General features: G+C 74.8%; 20 protein-coding genes. 6 read left to right on the top strand and 14 right to left on the bottom strand.

Going from position 1 to position 22,945, the window contains the following annotated elements; translation table 11 throughout:
- Nucleotides 1–77: 77 nt before the first annotated feature.
- Both ACFVUY_RS18590 and ACFVUY_RS18585 read left to right on the top strand, forming a co-directional pair.
- Complete coding sequence (locus ACFVUY_RS18590; protein WP_387685420.1) at nt 78–521, top strand: acyl-CoA thioesterase; 444 nt, start codon at nt 78–80, stop codon at nt 519–521.
- Nucleotides 522–550: 29 nt separating this feature from the next.
- Nucleotides 551–1,243 carry a hypothetical protein gene (locus ACFVUY_RS18585; RefSeq protein ID WP_387685422.1) on the top strand — a complete coding sequence of 231 codons (693 nt, stop codon included), beginning with the start codon at nt 551–553 and terminating at the stop codon, nt 1,241–1,243.
- Nucleotides 1,244–1,346: 103 nt separating this feature from the next.
- On the opposite strand, the gene ACFVUY_RS18580 is transcribed toward ACFVUY_RS18585, so the two are convergent.
- From ACFVUY_RS18580 to ACFVUY_RS18535, 10 genes are all read right to left on the bottom strand, one after another.
- Nucleotides 1,347–1,751 (bottom strand): globin, encoded by a 405-nt coding sequence (locus ACFVUY_RS18580; protein ID WP_387685424.1) that lies wholly within the window; start codon nt 1,749–1,751, stop codon nt 1,347–1,349.
- A 90-nt stretch (nt 1,752–1,841) separates the two neighbouring features.
- The gene (locus ACFVUY_RS18575; RefSeq protein ID WP_359910609.1) at nt 1,842–2,978 is read right to left on the bottom strand and encodes an ABC transporter permease; all 1,137 of its coding nucleotides are present in this window, start codon (nt 2,976–2,978) and stop codon (nt 1,842–1,844) included.
- Nucleotides 2,975–3,892 (bottom strand): ABC transporter ATP-binding protein, encoded by a 918-nt coding sequence (locus ACFVUY_RS18570; protein ID WP_359910612.1) that lies wholly within the window; start codon nt 3,890–3,892, stop codon nt 2,975–2,977. The genes ACFVUY_RS18575 and ACFVUY_RS18570 overlap by 4 nt, the downstream gene beginning before the upstream one ends.
- A 168-nt stretch (nt 3,893–4,060) precedes the next feature.
- Nucleotides 4,061–5,197: an FHA domain-containing protein gene (locus ACFVUY_RS18565; protein ID WP_387731062.1), complete on the bottom strand. Its 1,137-nt coding sequence runs from the start codon at nt 5,195–5,197 to the stop codon at nt 4,061–4,063.
- A gap of 346 nt (nt 5,198–5,543) precedes the next feature.
- On the bottom strand, nt 5,544–6,899 hold the full coding sequence (locus tag ACFVUY_RS18560; protein ID WP_387685430.1) for a VWA domain-containing protein: 1,356 nt from the start codon (nt 6,897–6,899) through the stop codon (nt 5,544–5,546).
- A 108-nt stretch (nt 6,900–7,007) separates the two neighbouring features.
- A complete protein-coding gene (locus ACFVUY_RS18555; protein WP_387731060.1) occupies nt 7,008–8,363 on the bottom strand; it encodes a protein phosphatase 2C domain-containing protein in 1,356 nt (451 codons plus the stop codon).
- 3 nt (nt 8,364–8,366) lie between these two features.
- Nucleotides 8,367–11,039 (bottom strand): tetratricopeptide repeat protein, encoded by a 2,673-nt coding sequence (locus tag ACFVUY_RS18550; protein WP_387731058.1) that lies wholly within the window; start codon nt 11,037–11,039, stop codon nt 8,367–8,369.
- A 5-nt stretch (nt 11,040–11,044) separates the two neighbouring features.
- A complete protein-coding gene (locus ACFVUY_RS18545; protein ID WP_387731055.1) occupies nt 11,045–12,412 on the bottom strand; it encodes a hypothetical protein in 1,368 nt (455 codons plus the stop codon).
- 277 nt (nt 12,413–12,689) lie between these two features.
- The gene (locus ACFVUY_RS18540; RefSeq protein WP_387731052.1) at nt 12,690–13,652 is read right to left on the bottom strand and encodes a glutamate ABC transporter substrate-binding protein; all 963 of its coding nucleotides are present in this window, start codon (nt 13,650–13,652) and stop codon (nt 12,690–12,692) included.
- A gap of 20 nt (nt 13,653–13,672) precedes the next feature.
- Entirely contained in the window at nt 13,673–15,205 is a 1,533-nt protein-coding gene (locus ACFVUY_RS18535) for a hypothetical protein (RefSeq protein ID WP_387685442.1), read from the bottom strand.
- Nucleotides 15,206–15,550: 345 nt separating this feature from the next.
- On the opposite strand from ACFVUY_RS18535, the gene ACFVUY_RS18530 reads away from it, so the two are divergent.
- Nucleotides 15,551–16,126: a nucleosidase gene (locus tag ACFVUY_RS18530; protein WP_359906674.1), complete on the top strand. Its 576-nt coding sequence runs from the start codon at nt 15,551–15,553 to the stop codon at nt 16,124–16,126.
- Nucleotides 16,127–16,272: 146 nt separating this feature from the next.
- On the opposite strand, the gene ACFVUY_RS18525 is transcribed toward ACFVUY_RS18530, so the two are convergent.
- Nucleotides 16,273–17,193, bottom strand: a complete 921-nt coding sequence (locus ACFVUY_RS18525) for a sigma-70 family RNA polymerase sigma factor (RefSeq protein WP_387731116.1) — start codon at nt 17,191–17,193, stop codon at nt 16,273–16,275.
- A 365-nt stretch (nt 17,194–17,558) separates the two neighbouring features.
- On the opposite strand from ACFVUY_RS18525, the gene ACFVUY_RS18520 reads away from it, so the two are divergent.
- A complete protein-coding gene (locus tag ACFVUY_RS18520; protein WP_387731049.1) occupies nt 17,559–18,092 on the top strand; it encodes a hypothetical protein in 534 nt (177 codons plus the stop codon).
- Here ACFVUY_RS18520 and ACFVUY_RS18515 read toward each other — a convergent pair.
- Nucleotides 18,082–18,678, bottom strand: coding sequence for an isochorismatase family protein (locus ACFVUY_RS18515; RefSeq protein ID WP_387731047.1), 597 nt, complete (start codon nt 18,676–18,678; stop codon nt 18,082–18,084). The two genes, ACFVUY_RS18520 and ACFVUY_RS18515, sit on opposite strands and share 11 nt — an antisense overlap.
- 72 nt (nt 18,679–18,750) lie before the next feature.
- Between ACFVUY_RS18515 and ACFVUY_RS18510 the strand changes: the two genes are divergently transcribed.
- Nucleotides 18,751–19,710 carry a GlxA family transcriptional regulator gene (locus ACFVUY_RS18510; protein ID WP_387731045.1) on the top strand — a complete coding sequence of 320 codons (960 nt, stop codon included), beginning with the start codon at nt 18,751–18,753 and terminating at the stop codon, nt 19,708–19,710.
- Between the two features lie 94 nt (nt 19,711–19,804).
- Here ACFVUY_RS18510 and ACFVUY_RS18505 read toward each other — a convergent pair whose 3' ends face one another.
- Together ACFVUY_RS18505 and ACFVUY_RS18500 are read right to left on the bottom strand one after the other, a co-directional pair.
- Nucleotides 19,805–21,391, bottom strand: coding sequence for an AMP-binding protein (locus ACFVUY_RS18505; protein WP_387731043.1), 1,587 nt, complete (start codon nt 21,389–21,391; stop codon nt 19,805–19,807).
- Between the two features lie 183 nt (nt 21,392–21,574).
- Entirely contained in the window at nt 21,575–22,090 is a 516-nt protein-coding gene (locus ACFVUY_RS18500; protein ID WP_387731041.1) for a hypothetical protein, read from the bottom strand.
- A gap of 136 nt (nt 22,091–22,226) precedes the next feature.
- Here ACFVUY_RS18500 and ACFVUY_RS18495 point away from each other — a divergent pair, with 136 nt between their 5' ends.
- A complete protein-coding gene (locus ACFVUY_RS18495) occupies nt 22,227–22,928 on the top strand; it encodes an alpha/beta fold hydrolase (RefSeq protein ID WP_387731039.1) in 702 nt (233 codons plus the stop codon).
- The last annotated feature ends 17 nt before the right edge of the window (nt 22,929–22,945 follow it).

Genomic DNA, 22,945 nt, shown 5'->3' with positions numbered 1-22,945 from the left:
GCCACCGTCCGCCGCGTCGCGTCCCACGCCACCGGCGGTGGACGGCGGCGGGCGACCGGACACCGAGGAGAACTGCCGTGGCTCGCCACATCTACGCCTGCCCGCTGCGCTGGTCCGACATGGACGCCTTCGGGCACGTCAACAACGTGGTCTTCCTGCGCTACCTGGAGGAGGCCCGGATCGACTTCATGTTCACCCAGGCCGCCGCGGCCGGCGCCGGGGAGTTCGCGGGCGGCTCGGTGGTGGCCCGCCACGAGATCGACTACAAGCGTCCGCTGGTGCACCGGCCCGAGCCGGTCACCATCGAGACCTGGGTGACGAAGATCGGCGGCGCCTCGCTGACGGTCTCGTACGAGATCAAGGACGTCGCCGAGGACGGCAGCGACATCGTGTACGTCCGGGCGTCCACCGTGGTCGTCCCCTACGACCTGGCCGAGGGCCGGCCGCGCCGGATCTCGCCGGTGGAGCGGGAGTTCCTCGGCCGCTTCATGGACGTAGAGCCGGCCGTCGCCGCCGTCTGACCCCACCTGACGATTCGAGCTGAACCGCTGTGACCATCACCGCCCGTCTCGCCCTGACCGACACCGGGGAGGCCGCCGACCTCTCCGCCTTCCTGCTGCGCCTGCTGCGCTTCGACCGGGCGGCGGCGGTCCGGCTCCAGGCGGTGGGCCCGGGCGACGGCGACGGCGTGCTGGCGGTCTTCGGACGGCTGCCGCTGGGCGGTTCGGGCGCGCTGGCGGTCCGTACCGTGCGGCTGGGCGGTCTGGACGGCCCGGTGGACCTGACCGTCTCGGCGGGCCAGTTGCTGGACGGCGTGGACGCCGAGGCGGGCGCCGTCGCGCTGCCCGCGCCGGTGACCGGCCCGGCCTGGGCCGGGCTGCTGCCGCCGCGCACCGGCTGGCGGCCGGTGGGCGCCCCGCCGGTGGCCGAGGTGTACCCCGAACTCATGGCCGGGGTACAGGAGTTCCGCGAGCGCAGCGAGGCGGTCCCGGCGCACCACCGCGGCCGCACGGTGCTGGACGCGCTGGCCGACGAGATCTGGTCCCGCCCGGTGACGGTGCTGCCCGAGCTGCCGCTGCGCGCGCTGCACGCCGCGTACGTGATCGGCTTCCTGCGGCCCGGTGCCCCGCTGACCGTGCACCGGGCGGGCGGCTGGCTGCGGCTGAGCGCCCCGGCGGGTTCGGTGGCGGTGCGCACGGTGGCCGCGCCGGGCGCGGGGCTGGGGCTCAGCCCGGTCCGGTAGCCGGGCCCGCGAACCCCGGCCCGCAAGCCCCGGCCCGCAAGCCCGGGAAGACCCCGGGGGAAGCCCCCCGGGGGAAGACCCAGGGAAGACCCCGGGAACGGCCTCAGCCCGGGGTGTTGATCATCGAGGCGGCGGCGTAGGTCAGGTACTCGAGCAGCTGCTGCTCGTGCTCGGCCGGCAGCTCCAGGCTCGCCACGGCCGCCCGCATGTGGGTGAGCCAGGCGTCGTGCGCGGCCTTGTCGACCTTGAACGGCGCGTGCCGCATCCGCAGCCGGGGGTGGCCGCGCCGCTCGCTGTAGGTGCGCGGGCCGCCCCAGTACTGCATCAGGAAGAGGGCCATCCGCTCCTCGGCCGGCCCGAGGTCCTCCTCGGGGTACATCGGCCGCAGCAACTCGTCCTCGGCGATGCCCTCGTAGAACCGGTGGGCGAGCCGCCGGAAGGCCGGCTCACCGCCGACCTGGTCGTAGAAGGTCTCCTCGCTCAACGTGCCTCGCCGGATCTCTCTCACCCGACCATGGTCGCAGACGCCGACGGGGTCGTACACCGGGACCAAAGGCGTACGACCCCGTCGGGATCGGTGGACGTCGACCGGGGAGGGTCAGTCCTCCCAGCGGAACAGCTTCCAGGAGATGCCGGTCAGCACGGCCGCGAAGAGCAGCAGGCCGCCCATGGTCGGCAGGGCGTCCATGACGCCGCCGCCGCGGGTGAGCACCGACTGGGCGGAGTTGACCAGGTAGTGCAGCGGCATGACCTCGGAGACGGCCTTCAGCCAGCCCGGCGCCCCGTCCAGCGGGAAGAACGAGCCGGACAGGAAGGACATCGGCAGCACGATGATCTGCGAGATGCCGTTGGCCGCCTCCTCGGTCTTGGCGACCGAGCCGGCCAGCAGGCCGATCGACATGAAGGCGAGCGTCGCGCAGGCCACCAGCGGGATGATCAGCCACCAGTTGCCGGTGAGCTTGAGCCCGAAGAAGCTCGTCGCGACCACCAGGAAGACGGCGGTCTGCAGGAACGCGGTCAGCAGCGAGACCAGGATCCGGGAGCTGACCACGGTTCCGGCGTTGATCGGGGCCAGCCGCAGCCGCCGCAGCACCTTGGACTTGCGCCAGTTGACCAGCGTCAGCGCGGCACCGAACACCGCGCCGGTGGCGACGGCCCAGCCGAGCAGGCCGGGGGTGAGGAACTGGATCGGCTTGAGCGACTTGTCCTCGACCTGCTGGGAGTCCAGCACGAAGGCCGGCTTCTGGCCGGTGGCCGCCTGGTTGGCGGTCTGGACGACCGAGTTGAGGATGCCCTGGAGCGCGCCGGCGCGGACCTGGTCGGCGGCGGTGTAGCGCAGCTCGACCGTGCCGTCCGGGCCCTGCTTGATCAGCGCGTCGTAGTCGCCCTTGCGGACCTTCTCCAGCGTGGCGGCCTCGTCGTCGGTCTTCGTGATGGTGAGGACCTTGTCCAGCCCGGCCCGCTCGTCGCCCTGGATCGAGTCGAACAGCTTCACCGCGCCGACCTGGGCCACCTTGGCGTGGGGGCTGCCGGAGCCCTTGGTGACGCTGCCGAAGAACACCAGGAACACCAGCGGGAACAGCAGGATGAAGAAGGTCGCGGTGCGGTCGCGCTTCATCCCGAGCAGCATGGCGCGGGACAGGCTCCAGAACGCGCTGACCCGCTCCCGCTCGTCGGTGGCGGGGCCGCCGCGCCGGGCCGGGGCCTGCGGCTCGGTGGAGGTGCTGGCGGTCATGCGCGGAACTCCCGTCCGGTCAGCTGGAGGAAGACGTCCTCCAGGGTGGCGCCGCGCACTTCCAGGCCGCGCAGCGCGTTCTGCTCGGCGAGGACGCTGAGCACCGGGGCCGGAACGCGGGTGGAGACGGAGAGCGAGACGGTGTCGTCCTCCAGGTTGGCGATGTCCGCACCGGCCGCGGTCATCAGCTCCCGGGCCCGGGCGAGCGGGAGTTGGCCGGAGGCCACGCTGATCCGGACGGTGTCGTCGATCTCGCGGATCAGCGCCGCCGGGGCGCCGGTGTGGAGGATCTTGCCGTGGTCCATGATCGAGACCCGGTCGCAGAGCACCTCGGCCTCGTCCAGGTAGTGCGTGGTCAGCACGACCGTGCGGCCCTCGGCGTTGATGTCCCGCAGGAGGTCCCACAGGTTGCGCCGGGACTGCGGGTCGAGTCCGGTGGTGGGCTCGTCCAGGAAGACGAGCTCCGGGTCGTGCGCCAGTGCGCAGGCGATCGACAGGCGCTGGGCCTGGCCGCCGGACATCTGGTCGGTCAGGGTCTCGGCCTTGTCCGAGAGGCCGACCCGCTCCAGCATCGCATCGGCCCGCTTGGGGCCGACCCCGTAGAACGACGCGAAGGTGCGGATGGTCTCCCGGGCCGTCAGTTTCCGGAAGAAAGCGGTCGCCTGGAACTGCACGCCGATTCGCGGCAGCAGTTTCGGATTGCGCGGCCAGGGCTCCATGCCCAGCAGCTGGATCCGGCCCTCGTCCGGTTTCCGGACTCCTTCCAGGATCTCCATCGTGGTGGTCTTCCCGGCGCCGTTGGGGCCCAGGATCCCGTAGAACTCGCCGGCCTCGACGGTGAACGACACCCCGTCGACGGCCTGCACATCCCCGTACCGCTGACGTATGCCGTCAGCGGATATAGCAGCAGTCATGTGGCCTGAGCCTAGGGGCTGCGAAGGCTCCTGTGCACATCCGTGCGAGCGAATTTGCGGATATTTTGAAGAGGGGTCAAACAAAGTCGGGCCGGGCGGATGTCGAATTCCGCCCGGCCCGACCGGAGTTGGCACTGACGGCCCATCAGGGAATGATGTGGCGGTCTTTCAGCCGCGGTGCACGGTGATGGTGGTCCAGGCGCCGATGTGGATCCGGTCGCCGTCGTTCAGCGGGATCGCGGTGTGCGGGGTGATCGGCTCCGCGCCGCCGTTCACGGTGGTGCCGTTGGTCGAGTCCTGGTCGACCAGGACCCAGCTGCCGTCCGCCTGTTCGGCGAGCAGCGCGTGCTGGTGCGAGGCGCCCGGGTCCTCCGGCGGGACGGACAGGTCGATCTCCGGCACCGTGCCGCGGTGCTGGCTGCGCCGTCCGATCCGCAGCTGGCCGCGGCCGGTCAGCGGGATCCGGCGCTCGGGGCAGTACGGCGGGAAGAACAGGCCGGCCGCCTCGGGGCCGCTGCGGGCCATCATCTCGGTGAAGTAGTCCCGGTCGGCCGCGACCACGGCGATCCAGTTGGTCCGCACCGGCTCGGCCGGGGCGGGTTCCTGGGGTTGCTGCGGCTGCGCCTGCTGCGGCGGGGCCAGGTTGAAGGAGGTGCCGAAGTCGCCGCCGCGGCTGTTCGGGCCGGGGCCGGCCGGGTGGGCGTAGACCGGCCCGGAGTCCTCGCGCACCGAGGTGTCGGGGAACGCGCCCTCCGGCGTGTTCCCCTCGCCCCCGGCGTGGTGGCCGGGAGGTGCCGTCGGCCCGGTGCCGGGCTGGGCGGGCGGGTAGCCGTAGGTGTGCGGGTGTGCGGGCGCCTGCGGCTGCTGCTGGACGGGCGGCGCGACGGCCTGCTGGGCGGCCGGCGGCTGTCCGAACGGTGACTCTCCGAACGGCGGCTGGCCGGCCGGGGCGTGACCGAACGGCGGCTGTCCGAAGGGCGGCTGGCCGGCCGGGGCGTGACCGAGCGGCGGCTGCTCGAACGGCGGCCGGCCGGCGGGCGCGTGACCGGGCGGGGCCTGCGGCGGGGTGCCGCCGTAGGCCGCCGGGATGTTCAGCGGCGGCTGCTGGGCCGGGCCGGGCGGGAGGTGTCCGGCGCCGGGCGCCTGGCGGCGCGAGGGCGTGGAGAGCTCGTAGTCGTAGCCGCACTCCTCGCAGAACCGTCCGGTCTGCGGGCTGCGGCAGATCGGGCAGAAGGCCAGGCCCGTGGTGAGGCCCTGCGGCCCGGCCTGGGGCTGGACGGCCCCGTGCGGGGGCGGAGGCACCATGCCCGGGGGCGGCAGGGGTGCCCCGGGCGGCGGGACGGCTCCCGGGGGGACGGCCCCCGGCGGCATCGGCGGCGGAGGCGGCGGAGCGCCGAAGGACGCGCCGCCGTACCCCGGGTGGTGTCCGGCGTGCGCGCCGGGCGCGGGGTCGGCCCCGGGCGCCCCCGGGTAGCCTCCGTGCGCCCCCGGCGCGGGGGCCGGCGGAGTCATCGGGAAGCCGCAGAAGTCGCACCAGTCCTCGGCCTGCGACTCGTGGCCCCTCGGGCAGATCGGCATCAGGTCCCCCTCGTTTCGGGCCGGCTCGGTGCGGCGTCGCGCCGGGGTGCCGGCCCGGTCACGTCTTCAGCGGTCACTTCTTCACACGTACCGTCTTGGTCGACCGGGTCTCAAGGGTCATCGAGTCGGCCTCGCTCACGTTCTTACGGAACCGAACCGTACCCTCCTTCGGGTCCACCACGTCCACCACCTTCTGGAGCAGCTTGTAGGTGCCCTCGTTCCCGGTCGCGTGGGCGATCCGGACGGCCGCGCCCAGCTTGGAGGTCGCGCGGTCGACGTCCCCGGCCCGGTGGGCCTCCAGGCCCTCCTGGATGGAGGAGGCGAGCTCGGCCTGCCCGGTGTAGTGGGCGACCTGCGGGCTGATCCGGGTGGAGGAGGCCAGGTCGTCGGTCCAGACCGCCTTGACCAGGCCCTGGGTGAGCACCTCCGGGGTGCCGCCGGCGACCTGGTCGGGCAGCACCAGGCTGATCCGGGCGGCCAGCATCTCGTTGCCGACCGAGGCGGCCGGCACCTCGACGCAGACGTGGTAGTCGCGGCTCTCGTCGCCCCAGGAGCCGGTGGGGTAGTCGCCGGCCCGGGGCCCGGCCTCGGTGCGGCGGGAGGTCAGGTCCTCGACCGCGGGGGCGACCTGCTTGACGAACCTGACCGTGGCGTTGGCCGGGGTCCAGATCCGCAGGGCGACGTCGGCGACCTGCTTGCCCATCGCCCCGGCCATCATCGAGCGGAAGTCCTCGGCCAGGCCGGAGGGTTCGGCGACGATGTCGGTGGTGCCGAGCAGCGCCGAGGAGATCCTGCGCAGCTCGTCGATCCGCCAGTCGGTGCCCACGCCGCGGCAGTCGGCGGTGAAGTGGCCGGTCACCAGTTCGATGGTGCGGGCCAGGTCCTCGGCGGACTCGTGCTCGTTGTTGCCGTCGGTGAGCAGGACGGCGTGCCGGATGGCGATGTCGCGGCGGGTGAGGAAGAGCTTGTCGGCCTTGGCCAGCCAGGTGCCCATCGCGGTGCCGCCGGCGGCGGTGAGCCGCCGCAGCGACTCCTTGGCCTGCCCGCGGGTGGTGGCGGAGGCGATGGCGAGGGTGCCGTCGCCGGGGTAGATGTCGCGGGCCTCGTGGGTGCCGGCGACCACGGCGAAGGCGGTGCCGTCGCGCAGTGCGTCGATGGCGGCGGCGGTGGCCTCGCGGGCGCCGTTGATCTTGCTCTTGGGGTAGTCCATCGAGCCCGAGCAGTCCACCAGGACGACCACGGCGGCCGCGGTGCCGGTGCCCGCCGGGGTGGCGTCGGCGAAGCCGAGCGGCCGGCCGCCGGAGGTGCCGCCGCCGGTCGCGGTGACGGTGACGATGGCGTTGACCTCGCGGGCGCCGTCGGCCAGGTACTCGTTCTGGAAGATCTCCACGTTGAACCTGGGCAGGTTCGGCTTCGCCAGTGTTGCCATGGGGCGGTCGGCTCCCGTCGGGTGAGGGGTGGACGTGCTCAGGACGGTGGGGCGGCCCGCCGGGCGGGCCGGCGGGCCGTGCTGCCGGGGCGTCCGGCGGGTGGTCGGTCAGGCCGTCGGCGGGTGCGGCGGCTGCGGCGGGACGGGCGGGGAGACGGGCGGGGCAACAGGCGGGGCGACGGGCGGTGCCGGAGCGGCGGGGACGAGCGGCGGGACGGCCGGCGCCGGGGGCACCTCCGGCGGCGCCGGCGGGACCGGGGGCAGCGGGGCGGCGGGGGAGCCGATCACCGGGAGGTCCGGCAGGGTCGGATCGTGGTCCTCGTCCTCCTCCGCGGCGGGTCGGCCGGCCGGCCGCGGAGCGATCACCGGCAGGTCCAGCGCGGTGGGGCTCTGCTCGGCCTCCTCGACGGCGGCGGCCGGCGGGTCGATCGGCAGCACGGCGACGGTGATGTTGTCGTGGCCGCCGGCCGCGACGGCGAACTTCACCAGGGTCTGGGCGGTGGCGAGCGGCTCGGTGCGGGCGTCCGGGCGCACGTAGTACGCCAGGTCGGTGGCCGCCTCGGCGTAGTTCCACAGCCCGTCGGTGCAGATCAGCACCACCCCGGGGACGTGCGGCGTGAAGTCGAGGGTGTGCGGCACGACCTCCTCGGCGTCGGCGCCGAGCCAGCCGGTGATCGCGTGCGCGCGGGGGTCGGCGTAGGCCTCGGCCTCGCTCATCAGCCCGGCCTCGACCATCCGGGCCGCCCAGGAGTCGTCCTGGGTGAGCCGGAAGGGCTCGGCGGCGGCGCGGTCGTCCGGGATCCAGTACGCCCGGGTGTCGCCGACCCACCCGATGGTGACCCGTCCGCCCGCGGCTATGGCGCTGACGTAGGTGCAGGCGGGCGCGTTGAGGTCGGGGCGGGTGGGGCCGGCGCCGTCGGTGGCGAGGTCGGCGACGGCCTTGGCGGCGTCGGCGATGGCCTGGTGCATCGCCCGGTTCGGGTCCCGGCCGGCCTCCAGGGCGGTCAGCAGCGACTCGGAGGCGGCGTCCACGGCCGTCTCCGAGGCCTCGTCCGGGCGGTCGGAGGAGGAGACGCCGTCGCACACCACGGCGACCACGACCGGCTCGCCGCCGGGCAGCGAGGTCGCGGCGACGGTGAAGGAGTCCTCGTTGCGGTGGTGGCGCACGCCGCGGTCGCTGACCCCGGCGACGCCCCCGAGCGACTTCTCCATGTGGTCGCGCGGGCGCGGCTGGGCGCCGCCGCAGCCCTCGCAGTAGCCGTCCGGGGCGACCTGCGGCTGCCCGCAGTGCACGCAGACCGGCCCGCGCGGCGACGGTACGGCCTCGCCGCGCGCGGCGGCCCAGCTCGTCGGCATCGAGCCGGGGGCCGCCCGGCCGTTCCGGCCGGTCCCGCAGGAGCCGCAGAAGGCGTCCTCCTGGTCCATCGGCTCCGAACAGCTCGGGCACTCGGTCTGCTGCGGCATCTGCTACACCCACGTCCTGGGACGGGCACGGTTGGCCCGTTCCACCATCTCGATCCTGATCTCGGCCCGGTCGGCCAACCGGGCGAGTACCCGGTAGGACTGTTCCAGGGCGAAGCGCAGTTCCCGCTCCTGTGCGGGACGTCCCAGTACCACCAGGTCGGTGGCGCGCCGGCCGGCGGCCGCCTCGGCGCCGACCCAGCCGAGGGCCGCGTCGAGCACCTCGACCGCGAGCTCCTCGCGGCGGCGGGAGTCCAGCCGCAGCGCGGTCAGCTGCGCGGAGCTCGCGCCGAGGTCGACGGCCAGGTCGTCGGTGGCCGGGCGCTCGCGCAGCCGGGCCCGGACGGCGGCGATCCGGGCGGCCGTGTACTGGTTGGAGGTGGCCGGGACGGTCTCCAGGACGCGGACCGCGCCGGTCCGGTCCTCCTCGGCCAGCCGGACCCGGGCCAGCCCGAAGGCGGCGCTCAGGTAGGCGTGGTCGGTGGCCCACACCAGTCGGTAGAACTCGGCCGCGTCGCCGCCGTCGGCGAGCAGTTCGGCGCAGATGGCGAGGGCCAGCTTGGGGGCGGCCTCGCCGGGGAAGGCGTCGTAGACCGCGTCGAAGGCCTCCGCGGCGGCCCGCAGCGCTGCGACTCGCCCGCTCGCCTCCGGGCGCTCCTGGCCCGGCGCCGACGGTCGTCGCTCCCTCGCTCCTGCGTCGCTCCCGCGCTCCTCGCTCTCGGTGCCGGCGCGCCCTTCGGTTCGGGGCGGGGCCTCGCTGCCGACCAGCGCGGTCAGGCCGCGGTACCAGACCACCCGCCAGTCGTCCGGCTGGTCCTGTTCCAGTTCGGCGAGGCGGCGCACGGCGTCCGGGTGGCGGCCGAGTTCGAGCAGGGTGCGCAGTTCGCGCAGCCGGCTCTCGACCGAGACGGTGGGCGCGGCGGCCAGCGCGGCGAGCGTCTCCTCGGGGTCGGGGGTGACCAGGACGGCCAGGAAGCCGGCGTTGGGGTCGCCGGGGTCGACCCGGGGGACGGGCAGCGCGAGGGCGGCGGCGGCCGGGTCCAGGGGGGCCACCCGGAGCTGTCCGGCCTGTTCGGTGGGCAGCACCAGCTCGGTGTCGACGACGCGCAGTTCGGGGCCGAACAGGGTGGACGGCGCGGGCCGGGGCCGGTCGTCCTGGAGGGCCATGATCTCCCGCAGCACGCCGGTGAGCTGGTCGGCCATCTCCTCGGCGGAGGCGAAGCGGCGGGCCGGGTCCGGGTCGGTGGCGCGGACCAGGAAGCGGTAGTAGGACTCGTACCGGGCGAAGGCCTCGACCTGCTCGGGGCCGGGCAGCGAGTCGCGGTAGGTGCCGCTGTAGCCCTGGAAGTCGAAGGTGAGCACCGCGAGGGTGCGGGCCACGGTGTACAGGTCGGAGGCGACGGAGGGGCCGTCGGTGGCGATCTCCGGGGCCTGGTAGCCGATGGTGCCGTAGATCGGGCCGTCGTCGTCGAGCCGGCGGACCGCGCCCATGTCTATGATCTTGAGCGTGTCGCCGCTCTGGATCACGTTGTCGATCTTGAAGTCGCAGTACACCAGGCCCCGGCCGTGCAGGTACCCCAGGGCCGGCAGCGCCTCCAGCGCGTAGGCGATCGCCTGCTCGACCGGCAGCGGCTCGCGCCGGCCGTCCGCGGTGCGGCGCTCGTTGGCGATGTCCTTGAGCGACTTCCCGCCGACGTACTCCATCACGATGTAGCCGTCGGTGGCGCCGGTGCGCAGGTCCGGGTGCTCGGCGAAGTTGATGATCCGGACGATGTTCGGGTGGTCCACCTCGGCCAGGAAGCGCCGTTCGGCGACGGCCACCGCGAGCGCGTCCTCGTCGCCGGTGTCCAGCAGGCCCTTGAGCACCACCCACTTGTCGTTGACCCGCCGGTCCACCGCCAGGTAGATCCAGCCGAGCCCGCCGTGCGCCAGGCAGCCCACCACCTCGTACTGCCCGCCGACCAGGTCGCCGCGGCGCAGCTTGGGCGTGAACGAGTACGGCGTGCCGCACTTGGTGCAGAAGCCGTCCGGGCGGCCCGGGCTGCCGTTCTTCTCCCGGCCCACCGGGGCCTCGCACTTGGAGCAGAACCGCTTGCGCTCGGGCACCTCGGGGTTGGCCAGCACGGCCCGGGACGGGTCGGCCGCCTCGACGGTCGGCACGGTGACCAGGCCGGCGCCCAGCCGGCTGCGGGTGCCCGCGGTGCCGCCGCCCCGGGTGGAGCGGACCGAGAGCGAGCGGCCGCTGCCGGTGCGGGTGGAGCGGTGCGAGCGGGAGCGGCCGGACATCGTACGGGCCGAGCCGGTGCGGGCCGACATCGAACGGGCCGGGCCGGTGGGGCCGTGGCCGGAGCCGGGGGAGACCCGGGCGGAGGGGACGTACGGCTGGGTGACCCCGGTGTCGCCGCCGGGCGGGGTCAGGCCGCACTCGTCGCAGTAGCCGTCCGGGTCGATGGTGCCGGAGCAGTCGCGCGGGCAGGACGAGCCGGGGCCGGCGGAGGCCGGTGCCCCGGTTCCCGGTGCTCCCGTCGTCGGCGCTCCCGTCCCCGCGGTCCCCGTCGTCGCCCTCCCGGGCGTGGCGGTGGTCCTGGCCGCCGGGGCCAGCCCGCACTCGTCGCAGTAGCCGTCGGCGTCGATCCTGCCGCTGCCGGAGCACTCCGGCCGTTCGCACGTCCCGCCCATCAACCTCAGCCCCCCTGAACCTCTCCGTCGGCCGGCGGCCGGCCGGCCGCCTCCTGACCCTGCCCGGTTCCGGCCTCGGTGTGGGCCGGCCGCAGCGACTGCTGGAACCGGGCCACCGCGGCGGCCGCCGCCCGCAGGTCGCAGGGCGCGCTCCACAGCAGCCAGCGCGCCTTCTCGTACCGCTCGATCACTTCCGGGTCCTCGGAGACCCGCAGCCGGGCCGCCATCGCCTTGTAGGCGTCCAGCCGGCCGCGCAGCTCGGCCCGGACGGCCAGCGGCTGGGTCACCTCGGTGAGCGACTGCCGGGCCCGGGTCAGCTCCTTGGCGGCGGCGTCCTCCAGCGTGTCCAGCAGCGGCGCCAGCCGGCCCCACTGCCCGGCCTGGCGCAGGTCCAGCGCCGCGACGATCCGCTCGCGCAGCGCCGAGGTCGGTCCGGGCACCGCCGGGACGTCGCTGGACGCTATCTTCGCCAGCACCTCGCCGCGTGCCCGGCGGGCCTCGGCCAGGGTGGCGTCGGCCCGCTGGAGCAGGTCACCGACGCCCTGGAGGCGGTCCTCGGCCTCGTCGCGCAGCCGCAGCAGGTCCTCCAGCTCCAGCCGGACGCCGTCCAGTGCCCGCCCGGCCCGGTCGAACCGCTCGGTGTCCACCACCCCGGCCGGGCCGGCGAAGGCCGAGCCCTCCGGGACCGTGCCGCGCTGGGCGGGCACCCGGGCCGGGCGCCACAGCGCCAGCGGGTCCCCGCGCACCTCGGTGCGCAGCTCGGTGAGGTCCTTCTCGAGGCCGGCCAGGTCGTCGCCCAGCGGGTGGGCGCCGGTGCGCACGCCGAGCGAGGCGGCCAGGGTGCGCACCCGCTGGAGCTCGGCCAGCAGCAGGTCGATCCGGGCCGGCAGCGCCGACCAGACCGCGTCGGCGGCGCTGACCACCTCCAGCACGGTGGCGTACCAGGAGTTCATCCTGGTCATCAGCGCGTCCAGGCTGATCCGTTCGACCAGCTTGGCGGGCGCGCCGAGCACCTGCGGGCCGTCCGGCACCACCCCGCCCGGGACGGTCACCGCGTCGCCGGTCAGCAGTTCGCTCAGCTCGGCGAGTTCGGGTGTGCCGGGCTTGGCCTTGCGGGCCCGGACGGCCCGGGCCGAGGCCAGTGCCTCGGAGTAGCGGTCGAACAGCGCCCAGAGCAGTGGCAGTCCCTTGCCGGCGACCGACCAGCGCTCCAGGGTGCGCCCGGACAGCTCGGCGCCGTCCAGCAGCCGCAGGCCCGGGTGGTCCTGGAGGGCGAGCAGCGCCGATTCGACCGCGTCCCGCTCCGCGCCGAGGCGGGCGAGCGCACGGTCGACCTCCTCCCGGCTCAGTACCGGGCCAGCCGATGCCGCCACCGCGGTGTCCTTCCTTCCTCGCGTGCGATCCCGACGTACCTGACGTGCTCGACGTACCGGACGTGCGGTCCCACGACAACCCCCGTGTCCACCACCGGTCTCCCCGTGGTGATCGTCCCGAACCCTAGCCGGTGGCCGTTCGGGCGGAGCGGGCACGGGGCGTCAACGTGCCGTCAAACGCCCCGCTGACGGATCGTGCGCCACCTCCCCCGCGCCGTCCCGCGCGCCGCCTTGCGCCGTTCCGCACGCCCGCCCCCGGACCTGCCCCGACGCCGGATCAGTGCGGTGCGGGCCAGTAGTGCTCGGCCTCGTTGAGCATGTACGGCTTGAGCCAGTGTTCGTACGAACGGGTCCAGTCGCCGCGCGCGTAGTAGTCGGCCAGGACCTGGTTGACCCGGGCGGTCAGGTCGGTGCTGTCCTTCAGCATGGCGACGCCGATCACCTCCGGCTGGGCCTCGCCGTCCACGATCCGCACGGTCTGGTCCTGTGCGGCCTGGCCGGCCGCCAGGCCGTTGTCGGTCATGGTGGCGTCGACCTTGCCGAGCTGCATCAGGACCAGGCAGTCCAGCTGGTTCTCCACCGTGACGACCTGCCGGGCGGTCTTCTTCTCCTTGACCACGGTCTGCGCGGTGGAGCCGTCGGCGGCGCAGACCGCCTTGTCCTTGATCGCGTCGTCGATGTTCTTCGCGGGCGACGACTTCGGCACCAGGACGCGCTGGCTGATGTTGAAGTACGGCTTGGAGAAGGCGACGTCCTCCATCCGCTTGCAGTTGATCGTCATGGTGCGGACGATCAGGTCGACCCGGCCCTTCTTGATGGCGTCGATCCGGTCGGCCGTGGCCACCGGCTTGAGCACCACCTTGTCCGGGTCGCCCATGACGGCCGCGCCGATCGCCCGGGCGAGGTCGATGTCGAAGCCCTCGATCTGGCCGGTGTTCGGGTTGCGGGCGCCCCAGCGGTAGCTGTTCTGGTCCACGCCGATCACCAGGCTGCGCCGGGCCTTGACGGCCTTCACGGCCGGGCCGTCGTCGCTGCTCGGCGGCACGCTCCGGTAGACGTCGCAGCCGTCGGCCTGGTCCTGCTGGTCCTGGTGCACGGCCAGCGGCGCGGCGGTCGTGGCCGCCGGCGCGGCGCCGACCGGGCCGCCCCCGGTGAGCACGGCCGTGCCGGCCGCCAGCAGCGCGAGCGCGGCGGCGGTCCTGGTCCTTCTCCTCGATCCGCTGGATCCTCTGGTGCGCATTGCGTCTCCCCCTCTGCCCGTCACCGGTACTCGGCCAGTCGCCGGCCCAGGCCCCGCAGCGCGGCGGTCGCGGCCACCAGGCCGAGCAGCGCGGCGGCGACGGCGGCGGCGCGCAGGTCCCCGCCGGTGCCCCCGGCGGCCTTGTCGAAGCGGTCCTGCTCGATGTCGGCGGCCCGGGCGAGCGCCTTGTCGGTGGCGTTGAAGGCGGCGTCGGCGGTGGCCGCGTCGCCCTTGGCCGTCACGGTGGCCTCCAGGGCGCCCTGGTAGTCGGCGCTGTCGACCTCCAGGGTCCGGGCGGCGTCGTGCCGCCGGCGCCACTCGTCGAACTGCTTCGAGGCGTCCACGACGCTCGGCACGGCGGCCGACGGCGCCAGCCGGACGGCCTGCGGCAGGGAGCCGTTGGACCGGTCCGGCGGGAGGTCCTTGGCCCCGGCGAGGTGTTCGGTGGCCTTCGCCCACTGGTCGGCGTACTTGGTGGTCGAGCCGCGGGCGACGAAGTGCAGGTTCTCCGCCAGCCGGGCGGTCAGTACGTCCACCCGGGCGGTGTTGAGCGCCCGCAGCGGGGCCGCGCCCTCGCGGTTGCTCCGCTGGAGCGCCGAGCTGGTGGTCAGCCCGGTGACGGTGAGCCACAGGGCGCCGGACAGGACGGCGGCGGTGGCGCCCAGCAGCCCGATGTTGAACACCCGGTTGGTGCGGCGGAACAGGGTCAGCTGCACCCAGGCCAGCGCGGCCAGGGCGACCAGCGCCAGGCCGTACGCCGCCCACGGCACCGCTCTGGCCTCGGCGTAGTCGTCGGACAGCTCCCGGTTCTCGACGGCGGCCAGTTCGGCGGCGGTCGGCAGCAGGACGGTCTGCATCTGCTCGGAGGCGTACCGCAGGTAGGCGCCGCCGAGCGGTATGCCCTGCCGGTTGTCGGCCCGCGCGGTCTCCACCAGGCCGGCGTACACCGGGAGTTGCTGGTTCAGTCGGGCGAGCGAGCCCTGTGCGGGCGAGGTCGCGGTGGTCCGGGCGGCGGCCTGGGCGATCAGCTTGGCGGCGGTGGCGATGTCCTGCTCGTAGCGGTTGCGGACCTCGTCGGGCTCGGCGCCGGCCAGCAGGAAGCCGCTGGCCGCGGTGGTGGCGGCGTCGGCCAGGTTGCGGTGGATCTCGGCGGCGTCCCGGCTGAGCGGCTGGCTGTACGAGACCACCCGGTCGGCGGCCTGGGCCCTGGTCTCCAGTTGCCAGGCGGTGAGCCCGCCGAAGGCCACGGTGAGCACCGCGAGCACCACGCCGGCCAGCCGCAGCCGGCCGGGGGGTGTGCGGGTGGCCTGCGCGAGCCGGGCGCGCACGCCGGTGGCGACGGCCGTCGGAGGGCGCTTCGCGGGCGCCCCGCCGGGTCTGGGTGCCGGGGGCGCCCCGCCGGACTTCGCGAGCGGGGCCGATCCGGGGACGGCCGGTGCGGCCGGTGCCCCCGGTGCGGCCGTCGCCACCGCCGCGCCCGGCGCCCCCGGCAGCTGGTTCGGCCGTGCCGGGAACGCGGCGCCGGACGCGCCGCTGCCTACTGGTGTTGCCACCCGCCTCATCCTCCCCTGGGGCCGGGCCCGTCCCCGGGGCCCGACCGATGGCAGCAGTATGGCCGTGACTCCCCCCGGCCACACCTGACTTGCGCCGATCTTGAGCATGTCGTGCACGTTCCCGGGACGGCCGGTACCACTGGTGCGGCCGGTACCGTTCGTGCGCCCTTGCCGTCGGCCCGGCCCGTACGGCCCGGGCCGCTCCCACCGGTCGTCCCGAGAGGTGGCGAACCGTCCGACGCGGGCCGCACCCTACGTGGTTCCCCCGGTCGGGCGGAGCGCGGGGGTCCGGTTGAGGGCGCGCATTCCCGGGTGCGGCGACCCCTCGCTCCGTACGATGGAGGTATGCGCCTGCTTGGAACGATCTCGCCCGACCGCCCGCTGCTCGTCGTCGCCGTGCGCGAGGAGGCCGCCCACCTGGACGACCGCCTGCCCGTGCTGCTCACCGGGATCGGGAAGGTCAACGCCGCCGTCGCGCTGGCCACCGTCCTCGCGCAGGGCGAGAAGCCGTCCGAGGTGATCAACCTCGGCACGGCCGGTGCGCTGCGCCCCGGCTGGGAGGGCACCCACCACGTGGTCCAGGTGATCCAGCACGACCTCGACACCGCCGCCCTGCACGCGCTCACCGGGCGTGAGTACGGCGCCCCGCTGGTGATCGGCAAGGGGGACGGCCCGGTGCTGGCCACCGGGGACCTCTTCGTCTCCGACGCGGCCGCCCGCGACCGGCTCGCCGAGCACGCCGACCTGGTGGACATGGAGGGCTACGCCGTCGCCACCGTCGCGCACCGGGCCGGGCTGCCGGTGCGGCTGGTCAAGCACGTCAGCGACGAGGCCGGGGACGGTGCGGAGCACAGCTGGAAGGAGGCGGTGGACGACTGCGCCCGGAAGCTGGCCGACTGGGTGGTCGCCCAGGGCTGGTGACGCCTGCTCAAGGGGGGTGCGCCTGCTCAAGGGTGCGCCTGCTCAAGGGGGCACCTGTTCGAGGGGGCGTCTGTTCAGGGGGCGCAGGGGTGTGGAACGGGGTGGGAGGGCGACGGCCCTCCCACCCCGTTCCGTGCGCCCGCGCGTCACTGCTCCCGGAAGTCCGTGAGGTCCAGGGCCGCGAGCCGCTCCGGGTCGGTGAGCACGTCGATCGCGACGATCGCGCCGTCCACCACGGTGAAGGCCATGACCGACAGCGCCCGGCCGTTGTCGCCGACGACCACCGCGCCGGCGGTGCCGTTGACCAGCGCCGGGCGGGCGAACGGCGACAGCGTGCCCCACAGGACGGCCTGGCCGGCCACCGTGCCGGCGCCCGAGAGCACCACCGTGTGCCGGGCCATCGCCGTGCCGCCGTCCGAGCGCAGCACCACGTCCGGGTCGAGCACGGCGACGAGCGCGTCCAGGTCGCCGTTGCGGGCGGCGGCGAAGAAGGCGTCCACGGCCCGCCGCTGCCGGCCGAGGTCCGGGTCGGGCGCGGGCGCCTGCCCCTGCACCTTGCGGCGGGCCCGGCTGGCCAGCTGGCGGGTGGCGGCGGCGGTCCTCTCGATCAGCGGGGCGATCTCCTCGAACGGCACCGCGAAGAGGTCGTGCAGCACGAAGGCGACCCGCTCGGCCGGTGACAGCGACTCCATCACCACCATCAGCGCGAGCCCGACCGAGTCCGCGAGCATCACCTCCTGCTCAGGGTCCACGACGCCCTCACGCCGCAGCAGCGGGTCCGGGATGCGCGGCGGGCCCGGCTCGCCGCCCGGCCCGGCGGGTTCCAGCGGCTCCTCGCGGCGCTGGGCGCGGGTGCGCAGCAGGTTCAGGCAGACCCGCGAGACCACCGTGGTGAGCCAGCCGCCGAGGTTGGCCACGTCGGCGGTGTCGGTGCGGTCGTAGCGGAGCCAGGCCTCCTGGAGGGCGTCCTCGGCCTCGCTGATCGAGCCGAGCATCCGGTACGCGACGGCGCGCAGGCGCGGGCGCTGCTCCTCGAAGAGCGCGGCCCGGGCAGAGCTCTCGTCCACCTTCTCGTCCACGTGTCACATTCCTTCGTCGCCGGGGGTCAGGGCAGCAGGAGCCACCCAACAACGGCCGCGGCGGGGAGATCAACTCCCGGCCCGGGACGAAACGGAGACGATCATGACGAAGCACAGCGTGCTGGTCACCGGCGGGACCGGAACCCTCGGCCGGCAGGTGGTCCCGCTGCTGCGCGCGGCCGGGCCGCCGGCACCTGCCGCTGCGGGTGCCGGGCAGGGGCGGGCGGGCGTACCGGGCGGGGGAGAACCTGGCCCCGGCGGGGGCCGAGCACGGGCGGCGGACCTGGGAGGAGTACCTGGCGGAGCGGCTGGCGGGCCGAGGAGTGTCCGTAGCGGTCCGTAGGGTGGCCGCCATGTCCCTCCTCGATGCGATCCGCGCCGACGCCGCCGCCGACTCCGCCGCCGCCGACTTCCTGGCCTGGCCGGGCGACTTCTCCCTCGACGTCTACGAGCACGGCGAGGCGGTCGTGCTCGCCTCGGGCGCGGCCCTGGAGCCGGTGGCCAAGGACGGTGCGGGCGGCACCTTCTTCCTCTGCGGGGAGGGCGGCGAGGAGCGGCCTGTGCTGTACGCCGATTCCGAGGGCGGCGCGGCCCTGCTGGCCGTCGGGGTGCCGGAGCTGGTCCGGCTGCTGCTGGCGGTGCCGTGGTGGCGGGACTGCCCGCGGTTGACGGTCGAGGAGAGCACGAGGGCGGCGGAGGAGTACCTGGAGGACGAGCCCGACCTGCTCGCCGACCGGGACGCGGCGGCCGCCGCGCTCGGGCTCGACGTCCCCTCCCCGGCCGAGGCCCTGGCGCGGCTGCGGGAGCTCGCGCTGGGCCCCGGGGCCTCGTACGTGCTGCTCAACGCGGAGGAGGGCACCGCGTACGAGCCGCTGTTCAGGCCTTAGCCGCCCGGAGCACCTGCTCCGTCGTCACGACCTTGGCGAAGCGCATCGCGTGCAGGGTGGTGGTCGTGGCGCGGGCGAGGTCGGCGGCGGGGACGGTGGTGCCGTCGGGGCCGGTCATGTCGAAGGAGTGCATGGCGTCGACGGGGAAGACCGCGTCGTAGCCGAGGTTGCCGGCCATCCGGGCGGTGGTCTCGTTGCACACGTTGGTGATGATCCCGGTGACCACCACCTGCCGGGCGCCGCGCTCCTGGAGCCAGGCGTGCAGGTCGGGGGTGCCGTAGAAGGCGCTGTTGACGGTCTTGGTGATGTGCAGGGCGGGGGTGACGTCGGCGACGAAGTCCTTCAGCCCGTGCCCGGGGGTGCCCTCGGCGAGCGGGCCGGCCGGGGAGGTGTGCTGCACGGTGACGATCGGGCGGCCGGTGGCCTGCCAGGCGGCGATCAGCTCGGCCATCCGCTGCTCGGCCCGCGGGTTGTCGCGGGGGCCCCAGAAGGCGGTGTCCTCGAAGCCCTTCTGGACGTCGATGAGCAGCAGGACGGCGTCCTGGTCGAGGGTGAGGGGGGCGTCGAAGGCGTCGGTGTTCGTCATGCCGTCCATGGTGGTCGGGGTCGCCGGGCGGGCGTGATGGGCAGCGGGGCCACCCATCGATAGGTTCCTGCCATGCGAACGGTGGGTTGTCTGATCTTCGACGGTGTCCGGGCCTTCGACTACGCGGTGATCGGCGAGGTGTGGGCGAACCGGACCTCCCGGCCCGGCCTGCCCGCCTTCGACCTGCGGGTCTGCGGGCCGGAGGGCGCCCGGGTGCGGCTGGGCGGCGGGCTGGAGCGGGTCCCCGACCACGGGCCGGCGGCGCTGGCCGCCTGCGACCTGGTGGTGGTGCCGGGCGTCGAGGACCCGGCCGCCCGGCGCGGCCCCGAGATCCTGGACGCCCTGCGGGCCGCGGCCGCCGCCGGCGTCCCGGTCGCCTCGCTCTGCGCGGGCGCCTTCGTCCTCGCCGAGGCCGGCCTGCTGGACGGCCGGGAGGCCACCACCCACTGGGCGCTCGCCCCCGAACTCGCCCGCCGCTTCCCGGCGGTGACGGTCCGGCCCGAGGTGCTCTTCACCGGCGGCGACGGCCTGTGGACCTCGGCGGGCGTCGCGGCGGGCATCGACCTCTGCCTCCACCTCGTCCGCACCGCCCACGGCCAGCAGGCCGCCGCTGCCATCGCCCGCGCCATGGTCACCGCGCCCTTCCGGGCGGGCGGCCAGGCCCAGTTCATCCCCTCCCCGGTCCCGGCCGCCGCCGGTGACGATCCGCTGGCCCGGCTGCGGGCCGAGGTCGCGGCCTCCCTCGACGCTCCCTGGACGGTGCGCCGGATGGCCGCCGCCGCCCTGATGTCCGACCGCACCTTCGCCCGCCGCTTCACCGCCACCACCGGGACCACTCCGATGCGCTGGCTCCTCGACCAGCGCGTCCTCACCGCCCAGCGGCTCCTGGAGGAGACCGACCTGCCCGTCGACACCGTCGCCACCCGCTGCGGCTTCGCCTCGGCGGTCTCGCTGCGGCCGGTCTTCACGGACCGGGTGGGCGTCGCCCCGAGGGAGTACCGCCGGGCCTTCCGCGGCCGCGAGGAGGGGTAGCGAGGAGGGGTAGCGCGGAGGGCGTGGAGGCAGGGAGGGCCGGGCGCGGGCCGGCGGGGTGGCGGCCATCGGCGCCGCCACCCCCCGACCGCCCTCAGGCCGTGGCGGCTTCGCGCAGGCGCTTCTTGTCCGGCTTGCCGACGGGCGTCAGCGGGATCTCGTCGACGAGGTGGAGCGCCTCGGGGGCGAAGATCCGGCCCTTGCGCTCGGTGACGAAGGCGCGGAGCTCGTCGAGCCGCGGCCGCTGCCCCGGGGCGGGGACGACGGCGACGTGGACGTGCTCCGTCTCCTGGTCGTCGCGGACGCCGAAGACCGCGCAGCGGGCGACGGTCGGGTGGGTGAGGAGGAGGTCCTCCACCTCCGACGGGTAGACGTGCCCGCCGACCACGATGATCAGGTCCTTGACCCGGTCGGAGAGGTAGAGATAGCCGTCCTCGTCGAAGTAGCCGACATCGCCGGTGTTCAGCCAGCCGTCCCGCAGCACGGCGGCGGTGAGGTCGGGCCGCTTCCAGTACCCGGCCATGATGCCGTCGGAGCGCAGGTGGACCTCGCCCTGTTCGCCGGTCGGCAGGTCGGTGCCGTCGAGGGAGCGGATCGCCACCTCGACGCCAGGGACGGGCCGGCCGACCGGGACCTGGACGCTGTCGGGGCCGATCCGGGCGTGCTCCTGCGGGGTGAGGCAGGAGATCAGCTGCGCCTCCGACATCCCGTAGACGCCGACCAGGACGGGCCCGAACACCTTGAGCGCCTCGCGGATCCGGGTCGGCGAGGCGGCGCTGCCGCCGTAGATGATCTGCCGCAGGCTGGACAGGTCGGTGCGGCCGACCGCCGGGTGGTCGAGCAGTTGGTGGAGCAGCGCCGGCAGCACCCAGAGGTCGGTGATGCGTTCGCGTTCGACGGCGGCCAGGACCGCGCCGGGGTCGAAGGAGCGCTGGAGGACCACCGTGCCGCCGCGCTGGAGGGTCAGGTCGGACATGATCCCGGCGAGGTGGGCGAGCGGGGTGGCGGCGAGGAGGCGGGGCGCGCCGTCGACCGGGTCGCTGCCGACCGGGGCGTCGAAGACGTGGCGGTAGGGCCCGTGCAGGCTGAGGATGCCCTTCGGGATGCCGGTGGTGCCGCCGGTGTGGCGGATGCCGAGGTCGTCCTCCGGGCCGATCCGGACGTCCGGCGGTTCGGCGGGGCGGTGGGCGGAGGCGGCGATGACGTCCTCGCCGAGGGCGCCGGGGGCGCGGTCGGCCGGCCCCGGGCCCAGGGTGAGGACGGTGGGCCCGTCGAGCAGCGGGAGCAAGCGGGCGGCCGAGGCGTACCGTTCGGCGTCCACGAGCAGGAGCGTCGTGTCGACGCTCGCCGTGATCTCGGCCAGGACCGGCTCGCTCATGCCGTCGTACAGGTTCACCACCCGGGCGCCCGCGAGGCCGGCCGCGTACCGGGCGACGAGGGCCTCGGGGGTGTTGCCGGTCAGCAGGGTCACGGTGGTGCCGAGGGCGGCGCCCCGGGCGATCAGCTCGTGGGAGAGGCGGTAGGCGGCGGCGGCGAGGTCGCCGGCGGTGATCCCGGCGCCGTCGGCGGTGACGACGGCCCGCCGGTCGGGGTCGGAGGCGAGGGACCGGAGGATCAGGGCGGGGCCGCTGACGAACTCCGCGTCGCCCATGGCTACTTCTTCCTTGCAGTTTGCAACCATGGCCACAGGCTAACCCCACCCGCACCGTCGTACCCGGGATGTTCTGCCGGTAATTGGCCTGAACACATCGGCAACGGCGCATTCATGACGACACGTCATGTCGATGGCTCCGCCCGCGTCGCGCGCGCCGCCCGCGCCGCCCCGTCCGGGTGAATCGCGCGGGGGTCCGGCGCGCCGCCCCGCTCAGAACGCCGCCGGGGGCCGCAGGGCGAGGTCGGTGGCGGCGGCCCAGTGCTCGGTGGCGGCGGTGACGATCACGCAGCCCTGCTGGGAGGGGAGCCGGGGGACGAGGGCGCTGCGGCAGCCGTGGCTGTGGTGGACCTCCACCGGGACGCGGACGCCGTGGAGCAGGACCTCGCCCGGGGTGGGCGGGCCGTCGAGCGGGGCGAGGTGGGTGCGCGGGTCGAGGCGGTCCGAATTCGCCAGGAAGGTGGAGAGTTGGGACTGCGGGGTGGTGAGGGAGCCCACCCGGTGGCCGGCCGGAACGGGGCGCGAGGTCTGGACGACGGCGACGAGTTCGCCGTCCAGGTGGTAGTTGAGGTCGAGGTGGCAGAGGTAGCCGTCGGAGGAGAGCCGCCCCAGCAGGAAGGACCACCCGGGCGGAGCGGCGCGGAGTGCGGCGATCTGCTCGCCCCACTCCTCGGCGGTCTCGCGGTGGGTCGGTATGCGGATGCTGCGCGGGCGGGTGTCGCGGAACAAGGGCTTCCCCCAACGAGTGGCCTGCGAATAGTCGTTGGGACGAGTATGCGGGTGTCGCGAGGCGGTTCGGGGGCGGACCGGTCGGTAGGCTCGGGGCGCGGCCCAGAAGTGATCCGTTCCGGACGGGGAGTGATCCGTGGCGACGTACGTTCTGATCCATGGCGCGGCGGCCGATGCCTGGTACTGGGGGCCGCTGGCAGCCGAGTTGCGCGGGCGGGGTCACGAGGTGGTCGCGCCGGACCTGCCGTGCGACGACGACGCGGCCGGGCTCGCCGAGTACGCGGACGCGGCGGTGGCGGCGGTGGCGGCCGTCGGGGACCGGCCGGGCGAGCGCGTGGTCGTCGCGCACTCGTTCGGCGGCTTCACCGGCCCGCTGGTCTGCGCGCGGATGCCGGTGGACCTGCTGGTCATGCTGCACGCCCAGGTGCCGGCGCCCGGGGAGACACCGGGCGCATGGTGGGAGAACACCGGCTACTGGGCGGCCCGCCGCGAATCCGACCGCAGCAGGGGCGTGGCAGAGGGCGCGGAGGAGGACGAACGCGCCCTGTTCCTGCACGACACCCCCGCCGCGCTGGCCGAGGAACTCCTCGCGAAGCACGAGCGGCGGCAGTCCGCGACCCCGTTCGGCGCGCCGTGGCCGCTGGAGGCCTGGCCGCAGGTGCCGACCAGGTACCTGCTGGCCACCGGCGACCGGTTCTTCCCGCCCGCGTTCCTGCGGCGGCACGTCGAGGAGCGGCTCGGCTTCCGCCCGGACGAGATGCCGGGCGACCACCTCCCCATGCTCGGCCACCCGCAGGAGCTGGCGGAGCGGCTGGAGGCCTACCGGGCCGCGCTGTAGCCGCCGGAGGGACGGCG

The sequence above is a fragment of the Kitasatospora sp. NPDC058063 genome (assembly GCF_042885395.1).
GTDB classification, from domain to species: domain Bacteria; phylum Actinomycetota; class Actinomycetes; order Streptomycetales; family Streptomycetaceae; genus Kitasatospora; species Kitasatospora lactacystinica.
Note: the sequence above shows the minus strand (reverse complement) of the source record. Positions and strands in the feature narration are given on the sequence as shown.